Origin of the sequence: Sulfurimonas xiamenensis (assembly GCF_009258045.1) — a bacterium.
In the GTDB taxonomy this organism is placed as follows: Bacteria; Campylobacterota; Campylobacteria; order Campylobacterales; family Sulfurimonadaceae; genus Sulfurimonas; species Sulfurimonas xiamenensis.
In genome coordinates this window covers 1869087-1890165 of record NZ_CP041166.1, presented here as the reverse complement: position 1 = coordinate 1890165, position 21079 = coordinate 1869087, and the positions used below count along the sequence as shown (strand labels likewise).

The following is a 21079-nucleotide window of genomic DNA, read 5'->3' as shown; positions in this document are numbered from 1 at the left end:
TATTAAGCTCTACCTGGAAGCATACCATAAATAGTCATTGGTTTTAGTGCATAAACTTTCAATAACCACCATATCCATCTCTCTTGAGTAGGGTCAAGCGGGAATGAAGGAGTAGGCTTTTTACTCCAGTCAAATTCTGCTAACATTACAGTACCAATGCTTGTAATAAGAGGACAAACTGTATATCCGCCATATCTAGATGGAAGTGAACTTTTTCCTTCCATAGACGCTACCATATTGTCAACTAAAACTTTGTACTGTTTACGAACTGAACCACCTGTTTTACCCATTGGAACTGCTGCAACATCTCCTAAAGACCATACATTTTTATAAGTAACATGCTGTAGAGTCTCTTTTACAACAGGTACCCATCCCTTATCCGAACCTACCGGAGAATTTTTAACAACATCTGGAGCTTTCATCGGAGGTGTTATATGAATAAAATCATATTTTGCTTCAACGCGCTCATTTTTTATTACTACTCCATACTCTTCTAAATCTTCATCCCACTCGCCTTTTTCTTTCCAGTGATGATTAAATACAGCTACTTTTGCATCAGTATCTATCTCAGTTAAATTGTGAGCAAAGTTTTTTTTGAAACCTCTTTCGTCAAATTGCTTAAAGATTGATTCATTATACTCTTTGATACCAAAAAGTGCACTACCGTTTGTGTAGAAAGTAAGTTCTACTTTATCACGAACACCAGCTTCTTCAAGTCTTGAATTCGTTAAATACATAATCTTCATAGGCGCTCCACCACACTTGATTGGTGTGTTTGGATGCGTAAATAGTGCTTGTAATTTTCCAGGGCCTTTATGCGCTTTTGCTTTTGCAATTAACTCCTGTATACCTTTGTAAGTATCTGCCGCACCGTCACGGAAGTAGATTGAGTGAGTTCCGTTTTTACCAACTTTTTGTCTTACAACAGAGTTGTCAGTTCCCATAGAAGTGATCTCGCCTTCTAAACCTTTAATTGCTCCATAATTTAGCTTAAGACCCGTAGCAATAATTAACTGATCATAAGATACATCTTGGTTTCCGTCTACTGTAACTTTGTTGTTATCCGGATCAAAAGCAGTTACACTCCCTTTTATAAGTTTTACACCGCTTGGAAGAAAATCATCTCTTTTATAAGCAATATCATCTTTGTCCCAAATACCGGCACCAATTAGAGTTTGACCAGGCTGATAAGAAACTGATAACGGATCAGGTTCAATAACAGTGATATCTGCATTTGATAAAGTGTTATTAAGGCGTGCAGCCGTACTCATACCAGCTAAGCCTCCCCCAACTATAACTATTTTCCCTTTAGCATCCGAAGCACTCGCTGTGGTTGCTCCTACAGAAGCACCCGCCAATACAGAAGCTGCTAATGGAGACATAGTTAAATATTTTAAAGCTTCACGACGAGACATAATCTCCGGATGCTTATCTACTTCTTTTAAAATCTCTTCTAGGATTTTATTCTTTTTCATGCATTTCCCCTTTTTTGTGATAAAGTAATCAATTTTACAGCCTTAAGCCTTAAGATAGATTTAAAATTTACTCTTTTTACAACTTTATTGTTATTATTTTGTGATAATGTATCACTTTTTTAGATGGAATATTTTATAGATAATTACATATATTATTTATAATAAGTTGAGCTGATATTGTAGTTGAAGTTTTAAAAAAATGTAGAAAATGTGAGAAATGAGAAAGAGCCATATTAGCGGCTCTTCCTTTTTAGTATCTATAACTTACGAAAAATCTTAGGTCTTGTGCAGTGATATCAACAGGCTCTGGAACAGTCCATCCGCTGCAGTTTGCGTTTGGAGTATAGTCATGTTGTACATATGTATATCTTACCTGGGACGGCAGATACTTGATGCCAAAGAGATCAAAATTCCAGTATGCCTCATACGCACTACCGCGGACAGCTATTTTTGAACCTATTGCCGTATCTTCTGCCCATGTCATAGGAGTCCAGTTTTTAGAGCCGTAGTTGTACTCAAAACCAAATCTTCCGGAATCGGTTATCATATCAGGAATATAGACGCCAGCCCAAAACGAGTGTCCATTTGAACTTCCGCCATCAGCCGAACTTAAAAGCGTATGACCATCTTTTGCATCATAGCGCGAGGAAGCAATAGAAGCAAAAGCTACCGTATCATCTAAAAAGTCGCTGATCTCATCACCGATGCCGTTTACTTTAAGTGAAAGTGCAAAGAGATCTGCAGTTCCGGCTGCTCCTTTTGGGATGCCTGTTGATGTATTTCTTCCCTTTGTATCAAAGATATGCGCCCATTGGTACATAAGCTGGTACTGTCCATTGTTGTATGCATCACCAGGCATTACAAAAAAGTCTACATTTTCATCTTCGGCAATTGTATCTTTATCCGCATAAGGGATGACATTATCATTGCCTGTTCCGTAAACATTCTCCATTTCGCCGGTATGCGCTCTTCCGTAAACCAGTTTAACATATGCCCCTGAAACATAACGGGTAAAATCAAGTTTTACCATTGCTCCGTTTACTTCCATATTTGTTATATGCGCAAGAGGTGAACCCTCATCTGACTCATTTTCTCTCATGCTTGCCAGGAAACCTGTGCTTGAGGGTCTTCTTCCGATGCTGAGCGCTATTGGCTGATCCCCGATTTTATCTGAGTAGACAAAATAGCCCTCTTTAAGACGCATAACAGTATCGGCAGGCTTTGAACTTGCAGACCAATCCTTCAATGGATCATCATTTACATATAAATGTGCTCCCCATGTAGAGTAGATAGCAAGTTTTCCTCTAAAAGAGAGCCCTTTCATAGGAGAAGCTGCCATATTTAAGTAAAGTCTGCTTGAGAGAAGAGAGTGATTTCTTGCTGTTTCCCCTGTTTCATTGTTTTTATACTCTAAAACATCGATTGCATTTCTAAAATCAATTCCAAACTTTATATTGTCGTTGTTTGTGCTGATCTTAACATCTGTTAAAGTTCTAGTAGTAGAATCTTGTTGTTTTTTAAGTTCTTTAATCTCTTTTTTAAGAAAATCTATCTCACTTTGCATATCTGTGTCTGCAAAAGCCATAGTGCTTAAAAAAGCGATGCTTGAGAGTGTTACAATTTTTTTCATATTTTTCCCTTTTTTTGTTGTAAGGGCGAATTTTATCACAAAAAGTTTTAATTATTATAAATCAATTGTTTTATTATAAGTTATAGTAATATTTATATCTTTTTTATTTTTTTGAATAATTAAAATTTTTAGAAAAGAAAATTATAAGGTTTTAGCAAGATAAGGGAAATATAAAGTTTGAAATAGGAGTTTTGTAAAAGAAGAGTTATTAAAGAGCCGAAAAGGCTCTTTAATTTTAGTATCTATATCTGAAGTATACGCGTAGATCTTGCGCAGTTTCAACAGGATCCATTCCATACGACTGAGCATCAGCCATACTTATTGGTGTTCCCCCGTCTCCAAAGAAACCGTTTGAACCTGTGTAATCATAGTCTAAATATGTATATCTTATCTGCATAGAAAATACATTTCCTACAAGAGGCTGCGTCCAGTAAGCTTCATATGCATTTCCTCGAACTGCCATTTTAGAGCCTATCATTGTATCTTCGCCGTAAGTAAACGGTCTCCAGTATTTTGAACCGTGGTTATACTCTACACCGAATTTACCACCTGTTAAGTTTGGCATCTGTGCACCAATCCAGATAGATGTACCTGTCTCATCATCCTGACTGCCCATCATTGGTTGATTATCATTTGGTCTTGATACGGATGCGGCAAATGATGCAAAAAGAATCGTGTCATCTAAGAAATCATTGATTTCATCACCTACGCCATCCATTTTAAAAGAGATTGCTGCTCCGTCCATATCACCAAAACTTTTCATTACTGCAGTAGTTGGACTTGTGATTGATAGTCCCGGTACATCAAATCCTCTATAGAATTTTGTTATTACGCCATATTGTCCATCATCATAGGGCTGAAAGATAAGTCCTACCATATCTGTATTGTCTAAATTACTATCATCTTCAACATAATTTGGCAGACTTGAACCACCTGTAGGAGATCCAACATATTTTGTTGCTTCACTAGCCCAGCCGGTTGCATTTGTTAAGCCACGACCAATACAAAGTTTAAAGTACATACCCGGTATATAATCTTCTAGCTGCATACTTGCCGATGCACCGTCAAATTCCATATTGATAATATGTCCTAGAGGAGATTGTGGTTTATCGTCATCTCTTAAGTTGATAAGATATCCGTTTGTCGCAGGGCGGCGTCCGGCACTTACTGTCCAGCCTATTCTTCCTGTTCTAAGTTTCCAAAGCCAGTATGCTTCTCTTAGTTTTATTGTATCATCTGTCAGATTTTCATTTAAAACCCAGTCAAAAGTATCAAATCCAAAACCTGTCCCTCTTTGGCCGTAGCTTGCGCCATAAGCTTTGTTAACGGAGAGCTGCCCTCTAAAGATCATATCCTTTGTCGGAGCATACCCCATGCCTAACCATAGACGATTTGAGAAAAGAGCATCATTCTCATACTTGTTTCCGTTTACTGTTTCATACTGCAGATTATCATATGCAGTTCTAAAATCTACATCAAACTTAAGATTATCCTGCGCTGCTAATATATTAACATCTGAGATTCTGTCATCTTGTTTGTTATTGATTTGCTGAAGTCTCTCAATCTTCATATTCAGTTCATCTATCTGTTTTTGAACATCAGTCTCCGCAAAAGCTGCTGTGCTTAAAAAAGCTATAGCAGAAAGTGTTACGATTTTTTTCATTTCAATCCCCTTTTTTTTGATTGGCGATTATTGTAACATATTTTTTTTGATAATTTTATTACAAAATACTTTTAATTTATTAATTATTCTTATGAATAATAATTTAATAAACTTTATGTAATAAAAGTTGCAGAGAGACTTTTGAGTTAAATTCATTTTTTGAGATCGTATAGTTACATGTGATTTTTTTATCCTTAGGCATTTCAATAACATTTCTAAATGCTATAAGCTCCAGAGTTTTTTTTGCATGCAGGTGTTGTCTGAGTGTTATTTTTGAGTGGGATTTATCACTTCCCATTAGTTTAATATCTACTATATGAGCATCTTTGAGTAGAAATTTAGGGCGTAGATTTGCTTCTCCGTAGGGTTCAAAACTCTCAAGCATGCTGAGGAGTTCAAAATCTATATCTTGAGTATCTAAGATTCCAAGCACCTCATCTTTTGGTATAAAGTCACTGCTGCTTAGTGTTAAAGCTGATTGATTGATAGACTCTTTAAACATCTCAATATTTTTCTCTTCCAGTCCAAGTCCTGCTGCCATTTTGTGTCCGCCGAATTTTGTCAGATACTGTTTATTCTCTTTTATAAGTTTGTAAATATCTATATTTCCCAAACTTCTGGCACTCCCTTTTGCAATGCCATCTTTTACACTTAGAACAATGGCAGGTTTTTCAAAATGATTTACCAATCTTGAAGCGACGATACCCACTACCCCTTCATGCCAATTTTCACCTGCCGCAACGATAATATTTGGAATTTGACCCTGATTTTGGACCTCTTCAAGTGCTATTTTTGTTGTTTTTGCTTCAAGCTCTTTTCTTTGTTCATTTAAAGCGTTTAATTTTTCAAACTCCATATAGGCTTCGTTTGTTGTTTTGGCTGTTAAAAATTTAAGAGCAATATCCGCATCTTTTAGTCTGCCTGCGGAGTTAATTCGCGGCGCTATGGCAAAAGCGATATCTTCAGAAGTTATAGAGCTTTTGTTTAAAAAGTCTCTTATAATCACACTAGAAGGCCTGCTTGAGCGCATAAGAACTTTCAACCCCTCTTTTACAAGCGTTCTGTTTATATGCTTAAGAGGCATAATATCTGCAATTATCGCAATTGACAATATATCTAAAAACTGTTTCATATCTATGGAGAGTTTTAACTCTTTTTTAACAAGTCCAAGCAGCAGCCATGCAACCTGCGCTCCACATATCTCTTCAAAAGGATAGCTACATGCAGAGAGTTTTGGGTTGACTATGGCGTAGGCATCGGGCAATATTTCTGATGGAGTGTGATGATCTGTAATAATAAGTTCAATACCTCTTTTTTTACAAATTTGGGCAGCTTCAATAGCACTTATGCCGTTATCTACAGTTATTATTAAATCTGCATTTACTCTTTTTAGAATATTTGGACTAACGCCGTAGCCGTCTTTAAATCGGTTTGGAATTATTGTTTCAAGCGGATAAGGGATTTGCTTAAAAAATTCAGCCATTATAGCTGTTGAACTTATACCGTCAACATCATAATCACCAACAACTACTATTTTTTTGCCCTCTTTTACAGCCTCAGCTATCTTTTTGGCAGCTTTTGCAGCATTATGAAGTAAAGTGGGATTTGGAATTTGAGAGAGTTTTGTATCTTCTTTTCCAACTCTTTGAGAAAGCAATTCAAAAAGAGTTGTTTTATTTAAAATCGGTATATTATTAAAGCTTTGCATATTGAGCTTTAATATTTTATTTTGATATATTTAAACTAGCTTCAACAAATGCAAGAATTGAAGGGTTTGGAGTTTGAAGTCTTGATGTAAATTCAGGATGAAACTGAACGCCTAAAAACCATGGATGACCCTGAATTTCAACTGCTTCAATAAGTCCGTTTGATTCCCCAGTTACTATCATTCCTGCATCTTCGAGCTCTTTTCTGTATGTAGGGTTTGCCTCATATCTGTGGCGGTGTCTCTCATGGATAACTTTTGCTCCACCGTAAGCTTTGCGCAATAGAGAACCCTCTTTTGTTTCACATGGATACTCTCCAAGACGCATTGTTCCACCCATCGGAGATTTGTGGGTTCTAAGTTGCGTATTTCCGCTTTGATCCATAAAATTGTCAATAAGATAGATCATTGGATAAGGTGTGTTTTCATCAAACTCTACGGAGTTTGCACCCTCAAAACCAAGAACATTTCTTGCATACTCAACAAGTGTTAGCTGCATTCCAAGACAAATTCCAAGGTATGGAATTTTATTTACGCGTGCATATTCGATAGCTTTGATTTTACCTTCAACACCGCGGTTTCCAAATCCTCCAGCAACTAAAATGGAGTCGCAATCGCTAAGAAGTGCTTCCGCACCCTTTTCTTCTACCTCCTCACTGTCTACCCAGTTAATATCTACACGAGTATCAAGATGAGCACCTGCATGGATAAGAGATTCGGTTAAAGATTTGTATGACTCTTTAAGCTCAAGATATTTTCCGACAAATCCAAGAGTTATTTGATTTTTCGGTTGTACTATTTTTTTAACTAAAGAGTCCCATTTTTCCATGTCAGGATTAAGTTCACCCAGTTCTAACGCTTTTGATATCGGTTTTAATATATTTTGTCTTAAAAATGAGAGAGGAATATCATAAATGGAAGCTGCATCAAGTGCTTCAACAACACTGTCACTGTTTACATCACAGCTCATTGCAAGTTTTTTCTTAAATGTTTTAGGCAGTGCATTTTCACTTCTGGCAATTATAAGTTGAGGAGTAATACCGATACGGCGAAGTTCTTGAACAGAGTGTTGTGTAGGTTTACTTTTTAGTTCACCCGCAGCTTTGATGTAAGGAATAAGAGTTACATGCACAAAAAATGTACCTGTAACCTCTTCGTCATGTTTCATCTGGCGAATCGCTTCCATAAAAGGCAAACCTTCGATATCCCCGACAGTTCCTCCAAGTTCTACAACAAGTATCTCATGACCCTCTCCTGCTTCTTTGATACGCTTGACTATCTCTCCTACAATATGAGGAATAACTTGAATGGTTTGTCCAAGGTATCCACCGGCACGCTCTCTCTCTATTACCGATGAGTATACCTGTCCTGTAGTGAAGTTGCTCGATTTTAGATAAGAGGTGTCTAAAAATCTCTCATAGTTTCCGATATCTAAATCTGTTTCTGCTCCATCTTTTGTAACAAAAACTTCACCATGCTCAAGCGGGCTCATAGTGCCAGGATCGACATTTATATATGGATCTATTTTTAACATACCGACTTCTTTGCCTGAGTGTTTAAGTAAAGTACCAATACTAGCTGCTGTTATCCCTTTTCCAAGAGAGCTTAAAACGCCACCAGTTACAAAAATATATTTAGTCATAAAATAGCTCCAAAAATGTCAATTAAAGATGCGATTATAGTATAGAGTCTCTTAAAATTAAGTTTTATAAAGTGCCATGTTAAAAGGTTCTTTTGCTACAATAATAAAATTTAAAATTATTAGAAAGATTTTGATGGATTCTGCGCTTTTATACATAGTTGTGGCATTAGGTGTTTCAACGGTACTAAATCTATTTTTAAAACGCTTTGGTATTTCACAGATAATAGGTTATATCTTTACCGGTACTATAATGGTGTATGCCTTTGATTTAAGATATATGAATGATTCATTGACACTGGAACATATAGGTGAGTTTGGAATAGTTTTTTTAATGTTTACAATCGGACTTGAGATATCTTTGGCAAAAATGAACAGTATGAAAAAAGAGATATTTTTCAATGGGTTTTTGCAGGTAGGATTTACTGCACTTATTGTCTATGCAATTAGTCACTATATTTTTTTACTGGAATCTATCTCGGCCCTTATCCTATCTCTTGCATTTGCTCTCTCTTCCACGGCAGTTGTTCTAAGTTACCTAAAGAGCTCAAAAGAGATACACAACCCATACGGTCAGCGTGCTACTGGGATACTTATATTTCAAGATATTGCTGTTATTCCTATACTTATACTTTTGGGATTTTTAACCAGCAATGGCGACCAATCGGTAGTTAATATACTTAGGGACACAGTTATAAGTGCTGTTTTTGTTATGGGTTTTATGTTTATAGTGGGAAAAAGAGTAATGACATGGCTTCTGCATTTCTCAGCTTCTAGTGAAGTAGACGAACTTTTTATGGGCTCTGTTCTTTTTATAGTCGTATCAGCTGCACTTTTGGCCTCTTATGCGGGTTTTACATACTCTCTTGGGGCATTTGTCGCAGGAATGATTATAGCCGAGACAAAGTACCATCATAAGGTTGAATCGGACATTGCGCCTTTTAAAGATATACTTCTTGGAACATTCTTTATCGTCGTGGGAATGAAGATTGATGTTCTCTTTTTTATTGATAACTTCTGGTTTATTGTCGGCATTTTCCTGCTTGTTTTGGTTTTAAAAACAATCATTACTTATCTGGTTCTTCGTATCTCATCTTCGCATGTGCTCTCTTTAAAAACTGCTCTTGCAATTTCGCAAGTGGGAGAGTTCTCTTTTGTTATCTTTGCGGTTGCAAGCATGGGCGGTCTTTTGGAGAAAGAGCTTGAGTCGCTCTTTGTTCTTGTGGTTATTTTCTCTATGATAGTGACCCCGTTTTTTATCTCAAAAATCAATCGATTTGTTGCCTATGTTACCCGTTTTGAATACCTCGGGCTTGATACCTCCGCCTTTATATCCAGAGAGAACCATGTGATCGTGTGCGGCTACAGTACTATCGGTAAATTTGTTGCCAAAAACCTTGATGAACTTGGCGCTCCTTATGTTATCATAGATAATAATCCAAAACATGTTCATGAAGCCCTCTCTGCCGGAAAAGAGGCATATTTGGGAGATATGTCAAAGCTCTCGCTTTTAGAAGCGCTAAATGCAGAGAGTTCGGCGGCGGTTATCGTAACATTAGATAATATTGAGAAGAAAAGAGCGATTTGCGAGGCTGTTTTAAAACACACAAAAGATATCAATCTTATAGTAAAAGTTGCTACGCTTGAAGATAAAGAGAATCTTCAAGATTTGGATATTACTTCTATTGTTGATACCAAAGTCGAAGTTGGACGGTTACTTGTAGAAAAAATGAGCACATGTAATATGAAGTACTAAGTAAGATGAAAAATGCCTATATTACAGATCTGGATCATACTTTTTTGCGAACAGATCTCTCTGTGAGCTCCTTTACAAAAGAGATATGGAACAGTTTTGGGGCTGACTCTGTTCTTAGCATAGCAACGGCAAGAACATATAAAAAGACGGCACAGTTCTTAAGGGATGTAGATGTTAATGCTCCGATGATACTGCTTGATGGTGCATTGATAGCGACGATGGATAAAAAGATAATTGGTACGAAGTTCATAAACAGAGAGCTCGGGGATGCCATCATAGATGAGGGTGCAAAGTTCGGTATCTACCCTTTTGTTCTCTCTTTGGCTGATAAAAATCTAAGCGAAGCCTTCTCCTACTCTACGACTTTAAATGCCTATCAAACAAAGATACTAAAAAACTATAAAAAAGATGACCATCATCACCAAGCTAGAGATCTTCGCGCAATGGATGATAATTTTAAGATAGTCTATTTTGGCGAGGAGGAGATTCTGAGAAGATTAGCGTTGCATTTAAGAGCTGTTTTTGGGGATATAATAAAGTATATTTTGGCTCCCGAAGCCTATGCGGGCTGCTACTTTTTGACGCTGCTTCACAAAGATGCGGACAAATCCCACGGCATAAGAAGTGTGAGCGAAGCAATCGGTTTTGATTTAAAAAAGCTGAGTGTTTTTGGAGATAACTTCAATGATATTGGAATGTTCGAACTGGCAGGAACATCAATAGCCGTAGCCAATGCGCAAGAGGGAGTAAAAAAGGCAGCAAAAATAGTTCTGCCACACACAAATGATGAAGACGGCGTTGCAAACTATCTTAAGAGTCTCAAAAATGTCTAAAGACTTTAAAATATCTAGCACTTCTACTATCTTACCTATGACGATAATAGGAGTGCTCTTTTTTATTTTCGGTTTTCTCACATGGCTCAACGGCTCGTTAATTCCGTTTTTAAAGGCTATATGCGATCTTAACGAGTTTGAAGCTCTTTTTGTAACTTTTGTATTCTACATCGCCTATACGGTAATGGCTCTGCCAATGTCTTTCGTGATTGAAAAAATAGGCTACAAAAACTCAATGGCACTCGGCTTGGCAATAATGGCAGTCGGGAGCCTTCTCTTTATACCTGCAGCGCAGAGGGAGAGTTTTACACTTTTTTTGCTAGCTCTTTTTGCACTAGGATCGGGTCTTACCATCTTGCAGACTGCTTCAAACCCTTATATAGTCTGCATAGGACCCATTGAGAGTGCGGCGATGCGTATAAGCATCATGGGGCTTATAAACAAGGGGGCGGGAGTTATTGCGCCTCTTCTCTTTACCGCATTTATACTCTCAGGCATCGGCTCTTTGGAGGATCTATCCGCGGAGTCAAAAGAGGAGCTTGCTTCAAAACTTATAGTTCCTTACATCGTTATGGCGCTATTGCTTAGTTCTCTCATCGCTCTTGTAAAGTTTTCCAAACTTCCCGAACTTGAGTTTGAAAAAGATGAAGCAGGAGAACAAAAGAAGAGTATCTTTGCATTCCCGCGCGTGGTTTTAGGTGCAGCCGCACTCTTTTTCTATGTCGGCATAGAGGTAATAGCAGGCGATACCATCGGTCTTTACGGTCAGCATTTAGGTTTGACAAATGTTACTTCCCTGACCTCTTATGTAATGTCTTTTATGGTGCTTGGATATGCACTCGGCGTCCTGCTTATACCGAAATATCTCTCACAGGAGCGCGCGCTTATAGGCTCTGCACTTTTTGGGGTACTTTTTTTGTTTGGAGTAGTTGCTTCATCTCAAAGTCATGGAATTTCAGAGATTTTGTGGGGATGGAGCGGTATTAGAACTCTTCCAAATACGGTAGCATTTGTAGCACTCTTAGGATTTGCAAACGCACTTGTTTGGCCGACGATCTGGCCGCTAGCACTGGAGGGATTGGGAAAATATACAGCACAGGGAAGCGCACTGTTGATTATGGCTATAGCGGGCGGCGCGATTCTTCCGCTTCTCTTTGGAAAGATCTCGCATGTTAGCGGAGATATGCAGTCAACATATCTTATGGGGATAATCTGTTATCTCTTTATACTCCTCTACGCTCTCAAATGGCATAAGATAAAGTCTTGGGATGAGATGTGATAACTCATAAAAAACTGCCAAACGGCTTTGAATATATTGAGGTGAAAAATGGAGTCGCAGAGGCAAAAATTGCCCTGCAGGGGGCACATCTGTTTCACTACGCAAGAGTAGGCAAAGAGCCGATTTTATGGCTTAGCGAAGTAAGTGATTTTGAGAAGGGCAAAGCAATCCGTGGCGGTGTTCCAATCTGCTGGCCGTGGTTTGGCTTCAATAAAGACAAAGCTCTGCCTCAGCATGGTTTTGCAAGAATCTCTATGTGGGAGTTTGTGTGTAGCAATGAGCTGGATGAGAAGACAACGGTTTTGACTTTTAAACTGACTAATAGTGAAAAAACACTTCAGATATGGCACTATAAATTTGAGCTGGAGCTGCGCATTACTATCTCAGATAAGCTGACAATGGAACTTAAAACGACAAATAGAGATGAAAAAGAGTTTAAGATTACACAAGCGCTTCATACTTACTTTGCTGTTTCGCATATATCTGATGTAGCTATCTTAGGTTTAGATAAAAAGCCATATTTGAATGCGCTGACATACAAAAATGAGGAGCAAGAGGGCGATATAACTTTCAATGAAGAGGTCGACAGAGTTTACCAAGATGTTGATGACGAAATTGTATTAAGAGACAAAAACAGAGAGATTCACATAAAAAATCAAGGTTCATCTTCTGTTGTTGTATGGAACCCGTGGATAGAAAAAACAAAGAGAATGAGTGCAATGCAAGAAAATGCTTATGAATATATGCTCTGCATAGAATCCGCGAATGCGTTTGATGATGCAAGAGCTATAAAATCTCAAGAGTCACATAGTTTAAAGGCTGTTATTTGCTAAGTCCCATTTTTGCTTCATATGCCAAGCGCATAACTCCAATGGCGTAGTTTGAAGAGTTGTTGTAGCGCATAATTTTTTTTATATATTCTCTTAGGTAGTCAAGTTCTGCTTTGTCACAGGCAAAACATTGGTACTTTTTAACACCATTTTTATTTTTTGCGTAGACAAAAGATGCATTTTCATTTTCAAATTCAAAATCATACCACTGTGACTCAAGTTCTATTATATTTGGAATTTTATTCCAATCAATTAACTTTTTAAAATCAGCTTTTTTATTTAAAAATTTGCTCGCAGATACAATGGCATCTTCCATTTTTGTAAGATCTGCTATCTCTGTTTTATAACCCTCTGTATAGATAAAATTATTTGGCATAAATTGCGGTATTCCCACAGCTCCGGCATAAGAACTTGGTAGATTGCACTCCTCGGGAGTTATCCCTTTTTTATAGCAATGAGTTATTATTGATGCCATATTGCTTTTTCCCATATTTAAAAGCCACTTCTCTCTGGGCGTATTTGGTATTGTTCTAACTACCAAAGTGTTAAAGACAATAAATGCGTCATGTTTAGGTTTAATTTTGCCAAGTCTTGTCTCTTTGATTAAAATAGCGGCGATTATTTCACGATTTACACCATATTTTTTCTCAGTATAATCATATACTTCAGTGTATTTTTTAAGATGTTTCACCATGTCAGGGATATATTTAACAAGAGTATTATTGGCTTTTTTCTCATTTTTTCTATGAATTTTTATATACTTTGGCTGAAGATATTTGTAGCTTATCTCATCAAATTTTTGTGTTTTAAAGTAAGAGAGTAAAAATTGATTTGCATATTCATATGAAACGCCATCTTTTACTACTTTATTACAGATATCTGCATAATTTTTGTTTTTAAATTCGCAGTTATCATATTTTGCAAAAAGCAGTGTAGTAAGTGAAAGTATAAAAAATATTTTTAACATCAAATCACCCTCCTTTTTTTTAGTATACCATTTAAAATCAAATATATATTAATCTTAAGTAATAAAAATATTTGTTATAATTTTAAAAAATATTATAAATGTAGGAAATAAAAATGGAAGTAGATAAAGCTTGTAACAATGATAAATGTATAAAACACAATGAGTGTGCTCGTTATCAGTCATATTTAGATGGCAATAAAGATTATAAAACTTTTAAAGGTACTGAAACAAAAGCTTGTGGGCAGTTTATACAGAAGTAGCGTTAACCTCTTTTAGTCTTTGCGGTGTGCCTATATCATACCATCTTCCATCATAGAGTGAGCCACTTACTTTGCCCTTCTCTACAGCCTCTCTAAGCAGTGGTGCAAGCGGCATCTTTTTGTTCTCTAAGCCCTCAAAAAGTTTAGCAGAGTAGTACCCGATACCTGAAAATGTAAATCTTCTTTTTGTATCGTTGCTTACTCTGTTTTTATGTAGTGCAAAATCTCCATCAGGATTATGCTCAGGGTTTGCGACCAAGATAAGATGCGCCAGGTCGCCCTTTAAATCAAAGCCTGTTTCAAACTCATAGTCGCACCAGATATCGCCGTTTACCACCAAAAATGTTTCGCTCTCTATTAGAGGGAGCGCTTTTATAATTCCGCCCGCGCTCTCTAACGCCCCGCTTTGCCTCTCGTCCGAGTAGAGCAGGTTGACTCCCCACTCTGAGCCGTCGCCCAAACTCTTCTCTATCATGTCGCCTAAATGGTCTATATTGATGATTATTTCGCTAAAGCCAAGAGAAGCAAGCCGCTCTATATGCCAAACAATAAGACTTTTACCGTGAACTTTTAAAAGCGGTTTTGGAGTTTTATCGCTTAGCGGACGCATTCTCTCTCCGCGACCTGCCGCTAAAATCATGGCTTTCATTTTATTTTTCCTAAAAAAGCGGCAAACTCTTTTGTCTCTTCATATCTGCCTGCCGTATCTATAACATATTTAAGAGTCAGGGGTATATCTTTTAAATAGCCCTCTTTTTTGTCGCGGATATTCAGACGAGAGAAGATTCCAAGCACTTTTATGTGTCTTTGAAGCCCCATGAAATCAAACCATTTAATAAATGTTTCATTGTCTACTTTGAGCCCCTTTTTGTCGCGAAATTCTAGAGCCAGCTCTTTTATAACTCTCCGATCATAAGCGATATAGCAATCTTTTAACAGTGAAACTAAGTCATAGGTAATCGCTCCAGACATTGCATCCTGATAGTCGATAATTCCGAGTTTATTGTTCTCTTTTAGCATGATGTTTCTTGAGTGAAAATCGCGATGAACAAATGTTTCTTGCGGCTGCTCAAGAACAATATTTGAGATGACATCAAGAGTATTTGCTATAAGTTTTTTTTGTGTTTCAGACAGTGTCGCTTGAAGATATTTTTCGATGTACCACTCCTGCATCAAATTCATCTCTGCATGTAAAAACACTTTATCGTAAAGCGGAAGTCCTGCAACATCGGCTTTTTGCATCTTCAAGATGGTATTTATGGCTTTTGTGTAGTATGCTTTAAAGTTATTTTGATTTAAGATATTCAGATAGTGCTTAGTGCCGAAATCTTCGAGTATCAAGAAGCCTTCTTCTTTGTTTTGTTCAAATATTTTAGGTACGCCCACATCCGCATTTTGAAGTCTTGATGTCACATCAAGAAAGGATATGAGCGACTCTTTTTCAAGTGAAGAATCCATCAGTAGAGCTGTTTTGCTGCCGTCACGCAATCTGTAATATTTTCTAAAACTCGCATCTGCCAAAGCAGACTCAACTATGTAGTTTTTAAAGGTCGTTGTTTTTAGCCAGGTTTGGGTTTTACTCATAAATAGCACCTAATATAGAATCTTTTGACGCTCCTGTCACGGAGGATAATTTAACACAATTTTTGTGCACTCTCTCATGTGCGAGCCATGCAAAAGCCATAGCTTCCATAAACTCGCTGCTTACCCCGCACTCATCGCTTGAAACCACTTCCACACCCCTTAGCACATCTCCAAGTCTCTGCATAAGATAGCCGTTTTTAACACCGCCGCCGCATACTATAAGTAAATTTATTTCATTTTTTTTGACTTCATTTGCAATGCTTGAGACCGTTAGTTCCAAAAGTGTTGCTTGCACATCCATGTTTTTTATATGCAGTGTGCCGCCCTTTTTATGTGAAAAAGTTTGAAGTTCTCTCTCAAGCCATGCCCCATTGAAGAGCTCTCTTCCAGTGCTCTTTGGGGCTTTTTTTGAAAAATAGGGCTCGCTTAGCATCTGCTCTAATAGCTCAGAGTTTGGAGTTCCTGATTTTGCCCATCTTCCATCCTCATCAAACATTGCACTGTTGTGAAGCGAAACCCAGTAATCCATAAGAACATTTCCGCATCCGGTATCGTACCCCGTGAGATTTTCTCCCAGAAGAGATAAGTTTGCCATCCCGCCTATGTTTACAATGGCAATTTTGGCTTTTAGTCTTGAGAAGATATATTGATGAAAAGCAGGTGCAAATGGAGCGCCCTGACCGCCTAAAGCCATATCTTTTCGTCTGAAATCACTAACGACACGAATGTTTGTTAGCGCCGTTATAATATTAGGATTGCCCAGTTGCATGGAGAAGGGATATTCACCCTCCGGTTCATGCCAAAGCGTCTGTCCATGTAGACCGATAGCGGCTATCTGTTTTTTATCTATCTTTTTTTCAGCTATAAAACGCTCTAGCGCATCTGCGTACATCTCTCCCAAACGCGTATCAAGTTCGCCGATTTGCTTAAGTGTTACAGGAGTCTTTAGTGCTTTTAAAATCTTCTCTTTTATCTCTTTGTTAAAAGGGTAAGTCGCAGAGTGCAGAAGTTCAAAACTCTCTTGCTTGATTTCGCAGTAGGCAATATCAATGCCGTCAAGACTAGTTCCCGACATTACGCCAATGTAAAATTCACTCATTTTTTGCTTCTCCTGTTTGAACGATTAAAAATGCTGCGGTTGTGCCGATAACCATCTGCCATGAAAAACCAATCTCAAAGCCAAAGGTATAGGGCTGAAGCGCTAGAACTGTAGCAAATCCTCCAAAAAGCCCCCATAAAATACTCTTTTCATTTCCTCGTGATGTAAATATTGCCGAGAAGTATACACCCAAAAGCCCCGTATATGCAAATGCCATAACGCCAAGCGCGAAGTTTATAAGTGATAAATCACCGTGGCGCTGCCAGAAGTAACTTACCATTGCCATAAGAGAGAGGAGCAGGGCAAAGAGGAGCACCGCAAATCGTGAAGCTTTTACAAAGTGTTGCTCCTCCACTTTGCCCTGTTTTAATCTCCATGGTCTGTAGAGGTCTTCAACCGCAACCGATGCCATGGCACCAAGAACAGAGTTTGTGCTTGAGAGCGCTGCCGCAATGGCTCCGACTGTAACCAATCCTCTTAATCCCTCAGGCATTTCATTTAGTATGTAGTACATAAAAATCGTAATTTTTTCGCCTTCAAAACTCTGTGTTACGCTGCTTTGCATGTAAAAGAGGTACAGAAGTGAGCCGATTGCCAGAAAAAGAAGTACGACGGGGATAGTGAGCAAAATAGAGACAATAAGCGATTTTGCCGCCTCTTTTTTATCCCTGCACGCCAACACTCTTTGCGTCATATCCTGATCAAGTCCGAATGCAGCAATGTTTAGAAGAAGCCAGCCGCCAAGAAGCCCGATAACGCTAAAGCTGCCGTCAAATGATGTGTCTAAAAAGTTTAGTTTATTGTGTTCGTTAAGTGTCTTTATAATCTCGATGTGCTCAAGTGAGCTGTAGAGATAGATAAGAACAGCGACTCCTGCTCCGATGTATGTTATGGACTGGATAACATCACTTAGTATTACAGAACGCACACCGCCGAAGTAGGTGTATGCAAGCGCTCCAAACATTAAAACTAAGATGGAGAGCGCAACATGAAAAAAGAGTATATCGCTAAACAAAATCATTGATATTGCAAGAGAACCGATATAGAGTCTTGCTCCGCTGGCAAGTAAGCGCCCGATAAGAAACATAACGCCTGCTTGCTTTTTTGCGCTCTCGCCATATCTGCCTTCTAGGAGTTCATATACCGTAACCGCCTTCATCTCGTAATATTTCGGAACTAAAATGTAAGCTACAAAAATAACCGCTAAAAGCGCAGAGAAGTAAAATCCTATAAATGTAAAATCATGCACATAAGAGTATTCTGGAGCACCCAAAAAAGTGGCGGCTGACTGTGAGGTAGCTAGAACAGATATGGCGACGGCAAACATCGGCATTGTATTTGGAGATAAAAAGTAGTCTCGTGAAGAGTTGATTTTGGTACGGCTTAAAATAGCGGATGTAACGGCAAGCATGATAAAATAGGAGGCAAATACGACCCAGTCTAGAGTTGAAAAAGCACTTTGCATTATTTAATTTTTATCTTAGTGAACAACTGTTCTACTCTTGAGTTTGACTCTAAAATTCTACTTAGAGGGATTGCGCCGTTTTTTACTTGAGCTAAAATAGTTTCTACAAGTTCATCACTGTTTTGATATGAGAGTTGGTTGCCAAAGAGCAGCATGTCCACTCCAGAGTTTATAGAGAGTGTCACAATCTGTTCAAGAGTATAATGTTTTGCAATCGCTCCCATCTGCAAATCATCACTGACAATCACGCCTTTATAGCCAAGTTTATCTCGCAGCAGCTCCGTATTTGCTTTGTATGAAAGCGTTGAGGGATAAAGTTCATCAAGATTTGAGTTAAAGACATGAGCCGTCATTATCATGTCGGCATCTCCTGAATGTATAAGCTCTATGTAGGGTTCCAACTCAATCTCACTCCATGTTTTGCTTATATCTACAAATCCGTTATGTGAATCTTCAAGTGATGAACCATGACCTGGAAAATGTTTTATCACGCTGATAATGTTTTTATCTCTTAGTGAGTTCATAAAAATTTTTGCATATTTTGTGACCTCTTTGGGCTCGTTTGAGTAGGAGCGTTTTAGTCCTGCTATAACCCTGTTTTGAGGATTTACAGCTAAATCGACTACAGGCGCGAAGTTACAGTTTATACCTGCATCTTTGAGTGTTTTTGCAAGATTGTCATATATTCGTTTTGCCATGTAGGCATCCATCTCGGAAACAATTTTAGCAGAGGGTGTGGCTTCAAAACCGTAAGCGCTTTTGAGTCTTGCGACCTTTCCTCCCTCTTGATCAACTGAGATTAGAAGCGGTTTTAGAGCGAATGATTTGAGCGATGAGGTAAGAGTTTTTAGCTGAGAAGGAGAACTTATATTTTTTGTTTTAGTTCTTTCGTTAAAATGGCGGTCAAAAAGAATGATACCGCCGAGGTGATATTTTTGTATCTGCTTTACGATTTGACTATCTTTTGTAACACTTTGTCCATCAAAACCTACGATAAGCATCCTGCCAATCATCTTTTTAAGCAGCTCATCTTGAGGCATCTCAGAAGCATATGCATTTTGAAAAAAGAGCATCAGTGTAAAAAAAAGAGTGGTTAGTTTCAAAAACAACACCTTTTAAATAAGCTCTTTTTGGATTTTAATTTCCTCTTGAGCCGGGCTTTATAGCTTCGCTTCCGGCTTTGCACATAGGGCACTCATCAGGAGAATACATCTCAAATGTAAAATCCTCCAGCGCAAAAAACGGAATGTCTTGAGGGAGTTTACAGTTTGGCTTTGTTGTGATATCGCTGTTTTGGCGCTTACAAAAACCGCGGTTAGCAAGTGCGGCAACACCTACAATCTCTCCGCCAAGGCTTTTTACAACTTCTGCAGCTTCCATAGCAGAACCGCCTGTAGTGATAATATCTTCACACATCAAAACTCTTTCGCCTTTTTTTATCTCAAAGCCGCGGCGAATGCTCATCTTGCCATCCACTCTCTCGGCAAAGATAGAGCGGACATCAAGTGCAGTTGCAAGTGCAAAACCTGCAATAAGACCGCCAAGAGCGGGGGCACAGACTGTATCTATCTTCAAACCGCTTTTTTTGATCTCATGAGCCAGTTCATCTGCAAGAAGTTTTGCAGTTTTTGGATTCTCTAAAACTTTTGCAGACTGGAGGTAAAACTGTGAGTGGTTGCCGCTGCTTAGTTTAAAATGCCCCTCTAAAAGAGCATCTGAATCCATATATATTTTTTTAATATCCATAATAAATTAAACCTTTAGTATCTCTGCTTCTTTTGTTTTAAGAATGTTATCGACTTCTGCAATAAATTTATCTGTAAGTTTTTGTATGTTTTCTTGTGCAGATTTTGACTCATCGATTGTAATCTCTTTATCTTTTTCAAGCTTTTTTATTTTGTCATTTGCATGTTTTCTGTCGTTTCTTATAGCAATTTTTGCAGTCTCACCCATGCTCTTCATCTGTTTTACAGACTCTTGTCTCTGCTCAACTGTCATTGCAGGAAAATATAGTTTGATCTGATCCCCATCATTATTTGGATTTGCGCCTACATTTGCTTTTGATATAGCACTTTCAATTGCAGGAAGAAGATTTTTTTCCCATGGATTGATAACTATTGTAGTTGCATCTGCAACTAAAATAGAACCTACCTGATCAAGTGAAGTCATGGTACCATAGTAATCAATTCTAACATTGTCTAAAACAGATGTAGTTACTTTACCTGTTCTAAGTGTTTTAAAATCTTTTAGCATATGGTTTACGCTTGCTCGCATCTCTGATTCGCATGTATCGAATATTTCATTTAGCATTTAGTTTCCTTATGTATGAAAATAGTGGCGGTATTGTAGCAAGAAATGCCTAAAAAAAATATTTTAATGAAGTATAGTTGCAAAAAAAAGCAACTATTTAGAAGGTGAAGTTTCGTTATCTTTTGGTGTTGAATTAGGAGCTAACGGAGCTTTAATATCTGTTGGTTGAACTAAGTTGTCTACAACAGATTCATTTGCTGTTGATGAGTACATATAACCTAAAGTAATTGTATTTACAACAAATAAAAAACCAATAGTAAAGGTTGTCTTTGCTAGAAAACTGCCCGGACCTTTTGCTCCGAAAACAGAATCATTTGATCCACTGTACGCGCCAAGACCAATACTTGAGCTTTTTTGCAGTAATACTGCTATTACTAACATTATGACTAAAATTATTTGAACAATAAGTAGAAAGCTGGTTGTCATTATATATCCTGAGTTTTTAAAGTGGCGAATTATACCTAAAAAATTTAATTGTTGCAAAATAAGATATAATTTTAAAAAATATTTAAAGTGTTTTAAATCGAAAAAAAGAATTTTTATAGTAAATGTTATATTTAACAACGCTTTAATAATAAGATATA

General features: G+C 37.8%; 19 protein-coding genes. 5 read left to right on the top strand and 14 right to left on the bottom strand.

Annotation, left to right across the window (positions count from 1 at the left end; translation table 11 throughout):
* Positions 1 to 2: 2 nt before the first annotated feature.
* The 5 genes from FJR47_RS09555 to pyrG form a co-directional block, all read right to left on the bottom strand.
* Entirely contained in the window at positions 3 to 1475 is a 1473-nt protein-coding gene (locus FJR47_RS09555; RefSeq protein ID WP_152300209.1) for an NAD(P)/FAD-dependent oxidoreductase, read from the bottom strand.
* 250 nt (positions 1476 to 1725) lie between these two features.
* Positions 1726 to 3105 carry a DUF3373 family protein gene (locus FJR47_RS09550; protein WP_152300208.1) on the bottom strand — a complete coding sequence of 460 codons (1380 nt, stop codon included), beginning with the start codon at positions 3103 to 3105 and terminating at the stop codon, positions 1726 to 1728.
* Between the two features lie 235 nt (positions 3106 to 3340).
* Entirely contained in the window at positions 3341 to 4768 is a 1428-nt protein-coding gene (locus FJR47_RS09545) for a DUF3373 family protein (RefSeq protein WP_152300207.1), read from the bottom strand.
* A 103-nt stretch (positions 4769 to 4871) separates the two neighbouring features.
* Positions 4872 to 6476, bottom strand: coding sequence for a single-stranded-DNA-specific exonuclease RecJ (recJ, locus tag FJR47_RS09540; RefSeq protein ID WP_152300206.1), 1605 nt, complete (start codon positions 6474 to 6476; stop codon positions 4872 to 4874).
* Positions 6477 to 6492: 16 nt separating this feature from the next.
* Entirely contained in the window at positions 6493 to 8115 is a 1623-nt protein-coding gene (gene pyrG / locus FJR47_RS09535) for a CTP synthase (protein ID WP_152300205.1), read from the bottom strand.
* A gap of 133 nt (positions 8116 to 8248) precedes the next feature.
* Here pyrG and FJR47_RS09530 point away from each other — a divergent pair, with 133 nt between their 5' ends.
* The 4 genes from FJR47_RS09530 to FJR47_RS09515 are packed head-to-tail and all read left to right on the top strand — an operon-like array spanning position 8249 to position 12813.
* A complete protein-coding gene (locus FJR47_RS09530) occupies positions 8249 to 9868 on the top strand; it encodes a cation:proton antiporter (RefSeq protein WP_152300204.1) in 1620 nt (539 codons plus the stop codon).
* A gap of 5 nt (positions 9869 to 9873) precedes the next feature.
* Entirely contained in the window at positions 9874 to 10701 is an 828-nt protein-coding gene (locus FJR47_RS09525; protein WP_152300203.1) for an HAD-IIB family hydrolase, read from the top strand.
* On the top strand, positions 10694 to 11980 hold the full coding sequence (locus tag FJR47_RS09520; protein ID WP_241855398.1) for a sugar MFS transporter: 1287 nt from the start codon (positions 10694 to 10696) through the stop codon (positions 11978 to 11980). Before FJR47_RS09525 ends, FJR47_RS09520 begins: the two co-directional genes overlap by 8 nt.
* Positions 11977 to 12813, top strand: a complete 837-nt coding sequence (locus FJR47_RS09515; RefSeq protein WP_152300202.1) for a D-hexose-6-phosphate mutarotase — start codon at positions 11977 to 11979, stop codon at positions 12811 to 12813. Before FJR47_RS09520 ends, FJR47_RS09515 begins: the two co-directional genes overlap by 4 nt.
* Here the strand turns inward: FJR47_RS09515 and FJR47_RS09510 are convergent.
* Positions 12803 to 13777, bottom strand: a complete 975-nt coding sequence (locus tag FJR47_RS09510) for a lytic murein transglycosylase (protein ID WP_152300201.1) — start codon at positions 13775 to 13777, stop codon at positions 12803 to 12805. The genes FJR47_RS09515 and FJR47_RS09510 overlap by 11 nt on opposite strands.
* A 113-nt stretch (positions 13778 to 13890) precedes the next feature.
* Here FJR47_RS09510 and FJR47_RS09730 point away from each other — a divergent pair, with 113 nt between their 5' ends.
* Positions 13891 to 14037, top strand: a complete 147-nt coding sequence (locus FJR47_RS09730; RefSeq protein WP_159572017.1) for a hypothetical protein — start codon at positions 13891 to 13893, stop codon at positions 14035 to 14037.
* Here FJR47_RS09730 and murU read toward each other — a convergent pair.
* From murU to secG, 8 genes are all read right to left on the bottom strand, one after another.
* Positions 14024 to 14686: an N-acetylmuramate alpha-1-phosphate uridylyltransferase MurU gene (gene murU / locus FJR47_RS09505; protein WP_152300200.1), complete on the bottom strand. Its 663-nt coding sequence runs from the start codon at positions 14684 to 14686 to the stop codon at positions 14024 to 14026. The genes FJR47_RS09730 and murU overlap by 14 nt on opposite strands.
* Positions 14683 to 15621: an aminoglycoside phosphotransferase family protein gene (locus FJR47_RS09500; protein WP_152300199.1), complete on the bottom strand. Its 939-nt coding sequence runs from the start codon at positions 15619 to 15621 to the stop codon at positions 14683 to 14685. The genes murU and FJR47_RS09500 overlap by 4 nt, the downstream gene beginning before the upstream one ends.
* Positions 15614 to 16720 (bottom strand): anhydro-N-acetylmuramic acid kinase, encoded by a 1107-nt coding sequence (locus FJR47_RS09495; RefSeq protein WP_152300198.1) that lies wholly within the window; start codon positions 16718 to 16720, stop codon positions 15614 to 15616. Before FJR47_RS09495 ends, FJR47_RS09500 begins: the two co-directional genes overlap by 8 nt.
* Positions 16713 to 18185 carry a sodium:solute symporter gene (locus tag FJR47_RS09490; protein WP_152300197.1) on the bottom strand — a complete coding sequence of 491 codons (1473 nt, stop codon included), beginning with the start codon at positions 18183 to 18185 and terminating at the stop codon, positions 16713 to 16715. Before FJR47_RS09490 ends, FJR47_RS09495 begins: the two co-directional genes overlap by 8 nt.
* Entirely contained in the window at positions 18185 to 19297 is a 1113-nt protein-coding gene (locus FJR47_RS09485; RefSeq protein ID WP_430738911.1) for a glycoside hydrolase family 3 N-terminal domain-containing protein, read from the bottom strand. The genes FJR47_RS09490 and FJR47_RS09485 overlap by 1 nt, the downstream gene beginning before the upstream one ends.
* Before the next feature lie 25 nt (positions 19298 to 19322).
* Entirely contained in the window at positions 19323 to 19931 is a 609-nt protein-coding gene (gene pyrE / locus FJR47_RS09480) for an orotate phosphoribosyltransferase (RefSeq protein ID WP_152300196.1), read from the bottom strand.
* A gap of 6 nt (positions 19932 to 19937) precedes the next feature.
* A complete protein-coding gene (gene frr / locus FJR47_RS09475; RefSeq protein ID WP_152300195.1) occupies positions 19938 to 20495 on the bottom strand; it encodes a ribosome recycling factor in 558 nt (185 codons plus the stop codon).
* A gap of 93 nt (positions 20496 to 20588) precedes the next feature.
* Positions 20589 to 20921, bottom strand: coding sequence for a preprotein translocase subunit SecG (gene secG / locus FJR47_RS09470; RefSeq protein ID WP_152300194.1), 333 nt, complete (start codon positions 20919 to 20921; stop codon positions 20589 to 20591).
* Positions 20922 to 21079 lie beyond the last annotated feature (158 nt).